This window comes from Chryseobacterium sp. UF-290, from assembly GCF_058245615.1.
Genome location: NZ_JBSICB010000016.1, coordinates 93,785 through 104,869, shown reverse-complemented (window position 1 = coordinate 104,869; position 11,085 = coordinate 93,785). Strand labels below are relative to the sequence as shown.

The following is an 11,085-nucleotide window of genomic DNA, read 5'->3' as shown; positions in this document are numbered from 1 at the left end:
AGGCTGATCCTCTTCTCTCCGATGTATTGCTGTAATGCGGACAGATCAGTCTGGGTTTCTTTATCCAACAAATAGATGCTGTGACCGTGAGTGATCACAGGATACAATTCCCAGACATGCGCATCAAATACATAGTTCGCATACCATAAGCAGTTCTTATGGACTTCTCCGGTAAGACCAAATTCTTTTGCTTCCTGATAGATCAGATTCGAAACATTTTGATGCTCGATCATTACTCCTTTGGGAAGGCCTGTTGTTCCACTGGTGTAAATAACATAAGCAAGATTATCAGGTCCTGCTTTGGTAACAGGATTATTAGCGTCAACTGTTTCAAGCAATGCTTGAAGCGTAATTTCATCTAAGGAAATCACTGCCAGACCTGTATCTTTTAACTTTTCCAGTGTACTTTCCTGACCAAGAATCAGGCGTGCTCCGGTATCACGAAGGATGTGCTCTATCCTTTCCAAAGGATAGGATGGATCCATGGGAACATATGCTGCTCCGGATTTTAACACAGCAAGCATCGCTACCAGCATATTTTCCGAACGATCCAGACATAAAGGAACCAAATCATCGGGCCTAAGATCATACGTCTGAAGAAAGTAATTCGCCAAACGGTTGGATCTTGCATTTAACTCGCTATATGAAAGCTTAATGTCCTGATACACTAATGCGATAGCATCCGGTGTTCTTTCAACCTGATCTTCAAATAACTGATGAATCGTTTTATCCGATGGATATGTTGTTTCTGTTGTGTTCCAGTCTTTTATTAATTTTTCACTGATGGCCGTAGAAATCAGATCAAGGCTGCTGAGCTTAGTGTTTTCCAGCCTTAATTTATTTTCTCCAAAAATCTGCTCAAGAAGGTATAGATAAGTTTCGATCATATCATTGACCGTTTGTTTTGAGAAAACTGCTTTGGCATAATTGAACATTCCTCTGATGGTTTCCCCACTATCATCAAACATGGTTGTCAGGTCAAATTTTGCCACCTGATAATCTACCTCATCACCGAAAGGATAAAACATTGCTTCGTCATGATCAGGCTCGCTGCCAAAACTCTGAAGTCCAAACATCACCTGAAAAACAGGGTGACGGGACATATCCTGCTCCACTCCCAATTCTTCCACCAACTTCTCGAATGGCAGATCCTGATGGGATTGTGCTTCTGTTACCGATTGTGAAACCTGAAAAATGAAATCTTTAAGATTTTGTTCTGGATCTAACTTTTCTCTTAAAGCTAATGTATTGACAAAGAACCCTATGAGCTCTTCAAGGCCTGGATGATGACGGTTGGCAATAGGGCTTCCTACTACGATATCATTCTGGCCGGAATAGGCTGAAAGCATCAGATAATAGCCACTCAACATGATGCTGTACAGGCTTACCCCAAGTTCTCTGGAAGCTTCTCTGAGTCCCTGGACTACTTTTGGATCCATTATAAAGTTGATGGTTTCTCCTTCGTAAGATATCTGGGAAGGCCTTTTGAAATCTATAGGCAAATCCAGATTCTGGAAGTCATCAAGCTTTTCTTTCCAGTATCTGATCTGATTATTGAGACGGTCTCCGGTAAGGTAGTTTCTCTGCCATAAGGCAAAGTCCTTATACTGAATCTTTAATTCCGGAAGCTGGTGTACTTCCCCTTTAATTAGCGCTTCATAAATCGCTTGTATTTCTTTTAAGAATATATCTGTAGACCAGCCATCAAAAGCAATATGATGAATCACCACTGAAAGATACCTGTTGATTCCCAGCTTAAAGATATTAACGGCTATCGGAAGTTCTTCATCCAGACGGAAAATTTTATTTGATATGCTGTTGACAGCCTCAATGAGCTCTTCTCTTGTATCTACTTCATGCTGATGCATATCAGGTCCGTTATTGAGTACTAACTGGTATCCTTTTCCTGAGCTTGAAGTACGGATAACACTGCGTAATATTTCATGACGCATGATTATAGTTTCAATCGCATTGCACAATACTGAAATATCGATGTTCTGATTCAGGCGAACTGCCATAGGAACATTATACGCATTGCTTCCGCCTTCATATGTTTCAATAAACCATAGTCTTTCCTGAGCAAAAGATAAATATTGTTCTTCAGGGGAAGATACAGGTACAGGAGCAATTACAACCTGTTCGCTGATATTGTTTTCATCTGCTAAGGCGTTGGCTAAAGATACCACTGTTTTATGTCCAAATACTGTTGCTACGCTGGCCTGTATGCCTAGAACTTTCCTGATGCCACTGATCAGTTTGATCGCCATAATACTGTTTCCTCCGAGTCTGAAGAAATCATCATGAATGCTGATCGAATCACTTTCTAATCCTAATATTCCACTATAGATTTTTACCAGCTGCTTTTGCAGTTCATTTTCAGGAGCTGTGTACGCTCTTCTTCCGGTAAATCCGGGCTCGGGAAGCTGCTTTCTATCAAGCTTTCCATTGATCGTCAATGGAAGTTCCGTCACATGAACAAATGCCGCAGGTACCATATATTCAGGAAGTGTTTCTGACAGATATTCTGACAGGAAAGAAGAGTCTATATCAACATCAGACACGTAGTAACCCGCCAGATATTTCATTCCTGCATTATTTTCTTTAGCCAAAACTGCCGCCTGCTCAATTCCCGGATACTGAAGCAGCCTGTTTTCAATCTCTCCAAGCTCAATTCTATACCCTCTGATCTTCACCTGGAAGTCATTTCTGCCAATATATTCTATATTTCCGTCAGGAAGGTACCTCACCAGATCTCCTGTTTTGTAGATGCGGTTGTTTTCCCCGGCATCTTTTTGTTTTGGAGTCTGGAAAGGGTTATTGAGAAAGCGCTCCTGCGTCAGTTCTGTCCTGTTCAGGTAACCACGGGCTACACCAGCCCCACCGATGTAGAGCTCGCCTACCGCCCCTACAGGTACCGGATTATGCCATTCATCCAATATATACACACTTGTATTCCTGATCGGGAACCCAATTGTATTGATTTCGCTGTTGGTATTAATCAGGGAAGTAACCGTTGTTTCTGTAGGACCATAGGAATTCACAAACCTGAACCTACCTGCATTCAGTTTTTCATGTAAATCTTTGGTTAAGGCTTCTCCTCCTGAGTTTAATATCCGCAGGCTTTCAATCCGTGCAAGATCTATATTTTGTATGACTGAAGGGGTAAAATGTAAATAAGAAGCTTTATGCTCTGTCAGTTCTTTTATAAATCCTTCTTCATCTACTATTTTTTGCTTTTCTACAAAAAGTAAGGTATTCCCGTTTAATAGAGCCAAGAATATCTGTTCTACTGAAGCATCAAATACATAATTGGCAAACTGAAGAACAACGTCTGTCCCGTGGAGTCCATATTTAAAATATAAATCATCAATTAAGTTAGCCACATTTTTGTGCTCGATCATTACTCCTTTTGGAAGACCTGTTGTTCCACTTGTGTAAATAACATAAGCGAGGTCTCCTGCCTTTACTCCGGTAACAGGATTACCTGAAGATGCTGTTTCGAGTATACTTTTAATTTTAGTATCATCCAGTAAGAGCCTACCTACATTCTCTTTTGCTTCTATCTTAGCTGCTGATTGTTCTTCGGTAAGTATTATTTTCGCCCCTGTGTCTTTCAGGATATGTTGTATTCTGTCTGACGGATATGACGGGTCCATCGGAACATAGGCTGCTCCGGCTTTTAATACCGCCAGAATAGCGATCAGCATATTTTCGGAACGTTCAAGACATAAAGGAACCAAATCATCCGGCTGAAGACCATAGGTTTCAAGAAGATAGTTCGCCAGACGATTTGATCTCTCGTTCAGCTCTTTATAAGAAAGCTTAGCATCCTGATAAATCAAAGCCGTGTGGTCCGGTGTTCTCAAAACCTGGGCTTCAAATAATTCATGAATGGTTTTATCTGATGGATATTCGATCCAGGTATTATTCCAGTCTTCTGTAAGTTCCTTATATTGTTCCTTTGAAAGATGAGACAGGTCAGCCAATCTGATTTCAGGGTTTTCAAGCAGTTGATTTAATACTGTCTGCATTCCTTTGATCAGCTGATGTATTGTTTTTTCTTCAAATAAAACTCCTTCAAAATTGATGTTTACTGTGACCTCATCTCCGCTTTCATAGGCAACGATCCCCAATGGGTAGTCAAGCCGTTCTACAGAACCTTTAAAGACAATAGACAATTCATTGTCATCATCCCCTTTTGGAGTAGGATAATTTTCGTAAACAAATAAGCTGCTAAACATGCGTCGCCCGTCATGCTGAAGGCTGGCCAGGTTTACATTGCTATGGGTATTAAGCTCACTGATCCGTTGCTGAATGTCTGCTATGGTCTCTTTAATTTTTCCATCTGTATGACTGACAATCAATGGAAGCGTATTAATATAAAGTCCCACAGAAGATTCTATATCATCTACCGGAAGGCTGCGTCCCGATACCGTCATTCCTACCACAGTTGTTGCCACACTGCTGTAAATGCTTAGTTGTTTGTGCCACAGATATTGGAGTACAGCATTGATGGTAAACCCATTTTCCGAAGTAAAGTTTTTCAATTGCTGATACTGCTCTCCGGTTATCAGCATTTTTAAGGTCCTGTGATCTGTAATCTGTTTATATTCTGACAGATCAGTTTGTTTTTGGGTCTCTTTGAGCAGGCTGCTCAGGTCTTCACGGTCTTCAAGAAGTCCTATATAATCCTGCCAGAAACTGCTATTGTCGTCTTTATTTTCCTGGAGGTATTTCTGAGCTTTTGCATAGGCTGTATCCGGAGCAGGCAAAAGGGGCTGCCCTTTTAACAACTTAAGATAGGCCTCATGAATAAGAGTCAGGAATACAGGCATACTCCATCCGTCGAGAATGGCATGGTGATTACTGAAAAGGCAACTGTAATGCTTCTCTGAACGCTTGAATAGATAAATTCTGAACAGGCTTCCTTTTGCCAGGTCATAGACTTCGAAACGGTCTTTCCGGGTAGCTTCACTGATGATGCTCTCCTGAGTTTCTCCATCCATTTCGCTTAGATCAAGATAACGCCAGTCAAGCGTTCCTTTTCTGTCTATGACCTGAACGATTTCTTCGCTCCAGTCAAATCTTAATCTTAGAGAAGGCAGCTGATCCTGTGTATAGAACCATGCCGCTTTGAGCTGATCCCTATTCATTACGGAAAAATAATCCCACATCACCTGCACTCTGTACGCATCATCTGTTTCCCCCTGATTCAAAGCATGATATATAAATCCTTCCTGTAAACTATTTGCCAAATAAACTCCTTCTATTTCTCCTGTCCTCTGAATATTGTATAGTTGGTCCTGACTTACAATAGAGTCTACATCAGATGGGGTAAGGAAACTTCTGCTTTCTTCTGACAGATTGTCAATAAGGGCTACCAAATGTTCCTTAAAGCTTTCTGATAAACGGGTAATCTGGTCCTGGGACAAGTAACCCGATAATCCGAAACGAAGCTGCCCATCTACCACAGCCCCATTGATACTGATCGTATAGCTGTCACGGTTTGATTTTCCAATGGTCGTTCCACTATTTTCAGCTGCGATAACCCAGCTTTTCTCTGCTCCTTTTTCTTCCTGATCAAGCTGCCCAAGATAGTTGAAACTGATCTTTGGCAAGGAGTTTTGTGTATAGCCTACAAGACTACCATACCCGATTCCGTTGTTTGGGATGCTCCTTAATGCTTCTTTGGTCAGAATGAGGGTATTTTCTGCATTGCTTCCTCTTTCCAGCAATAATGGATACATGGATGTAAACCAGCCTACAGTCCCTGTAATATCCATATTATCAAAAACGTCTTCACGACCATGCCCTTCAAGAAGAACAGCGTGCCGGGATTCTCCTGTAAGATCTGACAATGTGGAAGCCAGTGCTGCCAGTAATATATCATTGATCTGAGTATGGTATACGTGATGCACTTCCCTGATCAGCTTTTCTGTATGTCCTTCCTCCAGAATAAGGTTGGCAAAATGATAATCCGGAATGGATAATGATTCCAGAATAGTATTGCTTTGCGCAATGATATCCTTAGTATTATTCCAGTAGGTCAGTTCTTTTTCTCTGGATTCCGGATTTTCCTGCTTATATCCTTTTATAGCATTAATCCATTGACGGTAGCTGCTTCCTTTCGGAGAGGCTTTAAATTCTCCTTCCTTTTCAAGGGTCTGGTAGATATTTTTAAGATCTTCAGTAATGATTCTCCAGCTTACCGCATCGATGATCAGATGATGGAGAGCAAAGTAAATTCTTGCACTGCCATCCTCATATCCATCAATGTATCCGATCTGATATAACGGTCCGTTTTCTATCTCAAAATGGGACTGCCAGTCTGTAAAGATGTTGGACAGTTCTTCCTGGTTCAATCCGGAAGCGTTCAGGTAATTGATATTTACAGCTGTATTTCCGCTGTATTCCTGAATGTAAGCTCCGGCTTTTTTATGATATTGGAGCCTAAAAGCATCATGTTTGTCAATTAAATAGTGTACAGATTTTTCTAATCTTTCTTTTTCAAGCTCCGGAACGTGGATTAAAAAGGCCTGATTCCAGTGGTTAATATCCCCTATAAAGCCTTCTTCTATCAGATTGAAGAACCACTCCTGGATAGGAAGGAAAGCAAGGTTTCCTTTTAGCAGTCCCTGCTCTGTCAAAATATGGGTCTGCCCTTCTTTTTCTTTGATCTCTATCACTTCGGAAAGCTTCTGTACGGATTTTGACGTAAAGATATCTTTAACGCTTACTCTGATATCCAGACGCTGTCTTATTCTGCTTACCAGCTGGATGCTGATAATACTGTCTCCTCCTAACCTGAAGAAATCATCATGAATCCCGATAGCTCCGGCATCTAAGCCAAGAATTTCTCCATAGATTTGACAGAGTTTTTCCTGCAGTTCATTTTCCGGTGCTGTATATTCTTTTCCACCTGTAAACTCAGGTTCCGGCAGTTGTTTTCGGTCAAGTTTTCCATTAATGGTTAATGGAAGTGCTATCAAATGAACAAATACTGCAGGGACCATATATTCCGGTAGTGTCTCTGACAGGAACTCTGTAAGCTGGCTCTGATCCAAAGATCTATCGGATACATAATAGCCTGCGAGATATTTCATTCCTGCTTTATTTTCTTTGGCCAGAACTACGGATTGTTTCACTGCTTCAAATTCCTGAAGTCTGTTTTCAATTTCACCCAATTCGATTCTGTAGCCTCGAATCTTTACCTGAAAGTCATTACGCCCGATATATTCTAATTCTCCATTAGCAAGATAGCGGACAAGATCTCCTGTTTTGTAAAGGACGCCGTTTTTGTTTTTATTTTTTTCTTCTACGGTCTGGAATGGATTGCTGATGAAACGCTCTGCTGTCAGCTCCGGTCTGTTCAGATATCCTCTTGCAATTCCCGCCCCACCGACATACAATTCTCCGACAGCTCCCACAGGAATAGGACGAAGATTTTTATCCAGAATATACATTCCCTGATCCGGAATATTTTCTCCGATCAAAGAGGCTTTATCCAGATCTTCAACGCTGAGCTTTTTATAGGTTACGTGAACGGTTGTTTCCGTAATCCCGTACATATTGATCAATTCCGGCGCGGAACTGTAACGTTCATACCAAGGTTTTAATGAAGCCAGATTCAATGCTTCCCCGCCAAATATCACATAACGAAGGGCGTTCAGCTGTTCTTCCCGATGAAGTGCCGTGTCTATAAACTGATAGAAGGCTGTGGGAGTTTGATTCAGTACGGTAAGTCCTTCTTTAAGGCATAAACTGAAGAATAAATGGGTATCTTTTGTCTGCTCATATGATGGGATCAAAAGCTTTCCGCCATAGAACAATGCCCCCCAGATCTCCCATACGCTAAAATCAAATACATAGGAATGAAATAAACTCCATACATCCTGATCATTAAAGTGATACCAATGGTCTGTAGCACTAAAAAGGCGGGCCACATTACGGTGTACCTGCATCACTCCTTTAGGAAGACCCGTAGTACCGCTCGTATAAATTACATAGGCAAGATGATCAGGAGATATTTTGGTAACAGGATTGGAGCTCTTACTATTTTCGAGGATTGTTTTAAGTTCTGAATCGTCCAATGCAAGAACGGATGTTGCTGTCTGACCGCATGCTTCACGAACAGAAGATTCTGAGCTTCCCTGGGTCAGCACTATTTTTGCCTCCGTATCTTCAAGGATGTGTTTTATTCTGTCTACAGGATAGGAAGTATCCATAGGAACGTAAGCTCCACCTGCTTTTAATACCGCCAGAATAGCAATAATCATATCCCCGGAACGCTCAAGGCATAAAGGAACTAAATCATCCGGTTGAAGATCATACGTTTCAATAAGGTAGTTTGCCAGACGGTTTGACCTCTCATTAAGTTCACGATAAGACAGCTTTATATCCTGATATACGATGGCAGTATGATCCGGCGTTCTTTCAACCTGAGCTTCAAATAGGCTATTGATTGTTATATCATCCAGATAGTTGGCATCCGATGTCCATAATTTTGACACTTCTTTTTGCTGTTCCTGAGGAATAAGGTTAAGTTCGGATAAGGTAAGATATTCCTGCTGATCAATTTCTGCGATCTGCCCGAGTATGAACAGATACGTATTCATCATATTTCCGGTGGTCTCTTTTGAAAATACCGCTTTGGAATAGTTGAACATTCCCTGCAACGCATCACTACTATCGTCGATCATAGTGGTGAGGTCAAATTTAGCAACCTGATAATCTACATTTCCATTAAAAGGATGAAGTATCGTATTGTTTTCCTGTGAGAACCCGCCGAAATTCTGAAGCCCAAACATGACCTGGAAAATCGGATGGCGGGAGGAATCCTGCTCTACATTCAATTCTTCTACGAGCTTCTCAAACGGAAGGTCCTGATGGGATTGTGCTTCTACCACCGACTGAGATACCTGAACAATAAAATCCTTTACTTTTTGCCCCGGATCACTCATATTTTCTCTCAATACCAGGGTATTGACAAAAAATCCTACCATATCTTCAAGCCCCGGATGGTGTCTGTTAGCAATCGGGCTACCCACGACAATATCCTCCTGTCCGGAATAAGCAGAAAGCATAAGGTAATACCCGCTTAATAATATACTGTATAAGCTTACTCCCAGATCTTTAGACAGATCTCTCAGTTTTTTAGTATGATCCACATTCAGGTCAAAGTAAATACTTTCGCCTTCGTAAGATATCTGAGACGGCCTTTTGAAGTCTGAAGGCAGATCAAGATGCTGAAATCCATTCAATTTACTTTTCCAGTAACTTACCTGGGTATCAAGACGTTCTCCGGTAAGATAATTCCGTTGCCATAAAGCAAAATCTTTGTATTGGAATGCCAAAACAGGAAGTTCGGGAGTTCTCTCTTCTGTAAGTGCGTTATAAATATCGATCAACTCTTTTAAAAAAACACCCATAGACCATCCATCGAATGCAATATGATGGATCACAACAGACAGATAGTACTCCTCTTTCATCCTGAAAATATTGATGTCTATAGGAAACTCCTCTTCCAAAAGGAATACTTTACCTGCAAGACTGTTTATTCTTTCTTCAAGTTCAGCCGTTGTCGTGACATGATGTTGATGTATTTCAGGAACGTCATCTATAACAGACTGCCAGCCTAAACCTTCATCTGTGGTACGGATAACGGTACGGAGTGCTTCATGCCGGATCACAATAAGATCCAATGCTTTACAAAGTACCGACAGATCTGTTTTTATATCCAGATGGAAAACCATTGGAATATTATAAGCACTGCTTCCTCCTTCATAGTTTTCTATAAACCAAAGTCTTTCCTGAGCAAAAGATAATCTCTGTTCTTCAGGAGTGTTTACTTGTTGCGGACTAATGACAATCTGTTCTTCTGTATGGGCTTCATCAGCCAAAAAATGTGATAAAGAAGCGATCGTTTTGTGGCTGAAGATCATGGCCACTCCTATCTGTACATCTAAGATCTGTCTGATCTTACTGATCAGTTTCATCACCATGATACTATTTCCACCCAATTTGAAGAAATCATCGTGAATACTAATGATTCCCGGGTTAAGCCCAAGCACTTCACTATAAGCAATGCTCAGCTTTTCCTGAACATCATTTTCAGGGGCTATATATTCTGATATTCCTGTAAATTCAGGCTCAGGAAGCTTCTTCTTATCAACTTTACCATTGATTGTCAAAGGAATAGAATGTTGATGTACAAATATGCTAGGGATCATATAATCCGGAAGTGTTTCCTGCAAAAACTCAGAAATCATATGAGGATCTATTGCGGATTCGGAAACATAATACCCAATAAGGTACTTCATCCCACCCAGACTTTCTTTGGCAAGAACCACAGCCTGCCTTATCCCTGGATATTCGATGAGATTATTCTCGATTTCTCCAAGCTCAATTCTATAGCCACGAATTTTCACCTGGAAATCATTTCTGCCGATATATTCAATATTGCCATCAGAAAGACAGCGTACCATATCCCCGGTTTTATAAATGCGGCTGTTGTATCCGGTTTCTTTTTGTTCCGAAGTCTGGAAAGGATTATTAATAAAACGCTCCTGTGTCATTTCAGGATTATTCAGGTATCCTCTTGCAATACCTGCTCCACCTACATAGAGCTCTCCGACACCACCCGGAGGAATCAGTCGAAGATGAGCATCTAAAACATATACTGTAGTACTGGTAACAGGAGTTCCAATCGGTATCGTTACGGTTTCCGCAGAAGGAAGTTCCTTACAGTCGTATCCCGTAGCATATGTAGTGCTCTCACTAGGTCCATACATATGTAATAACTGAACATGGCTGTATTCGGATTTAAATTTATGTACATGGGATACGGAAACCTTTTCTCCGCCAAACAAAACACATTTTAATCCTGATATCCAGTCTCTTTTCTCTTCAACCAAAGAATTGAAAAGTGCTGTCGTTACAAAAAATATAGAAATATTTTGCTCTGTAATTGCCTTTCCTAAGCTGTCAACATCTAATACGGTTGCAGCTGGTTGCAGCACCAGAGTTGCTCCGTTGCAAAAAGCACCAAAAATATCAAAAACAGAAGCATCAAATACAAAGCTGGAT

General features: G+C 40.9%; 1 protein-coding gene (running past one end of the window). It reads right to left on the bottom strand.

The annotated features are described in order from the left end of the window. The coding region annotated (locus AC4IF5_RS16855) for a non-ribosomal peptide synthetase (protein WP_490736513.1) crosses the window boundary (this coding region is incomplete at its 3' end): on the bottom strand, window positions 1-11,085 show 11,085 of its 27,113 nt. Its footprint extends 16,028 nt past the window's final position.